The sequence below is a fragment of the Burkholderia sp. A2 genome (assembly GCF_001729305.1).
In the GTDB taxonomy this organism is placed as follows: domain Bacteria; phylum Pseudomonadota; class Gammaproteobacteria; order Burkholderiales; family Burkholderiaceae; genus Burkholderia; species Burkholderia sola.
Genome location: NZ_LZXX01000008.1, coordinates 3,041 through 3,414 on the forward strand (window position 1 = coordinate 3,041; position 374 = coordinate 3,414).

Annotated in this window: 1 pseudogene; it reads right to left on the reverse strand. The window is 67.4% G+C overall.

What is annotated here, in order from left to right:
• Positions 1–374, reverse strand: a pseudogene (locus A9Z05_RS01475) (cytochrome c); the annotation flags it as partial.

The following is a 374-nucleotide window of genomic DNA, read 5'->3' on the forward strand; positions in this document are numbered from 1 at the left end:
GGCCGCGCTGCCAGTCGGCGGATTGGCCGGCCGACGCATCCGGCAGGCTGTCCTTCAGGAACAGCATGTCCCAGAAGACCATGCCGAAGCGCAGGTTGTACGGGAACTTCAGGTCGTGCGCACGGTTTTCCCGCGCGACCGGTTTGACCGTCATCAGGTACGCGTACATCGCGTCGGCGTCGGCCCGCGTGAGCTGCCGATACGACGTGTACGGCATCGACGGATACAGGCGCTTGCCCGGCGCCTTGCCGTCGTGCAGCGCGGCGTAGAAGTCGTCCGCGCTCCAGCCGCCGATCCCGTGATCCTTGTCGGGCGTGATGTTCGAGCCGTAGAACGTGCCGAACGGCGATTCGAGCGCCGCGCCGCCGGCGAAC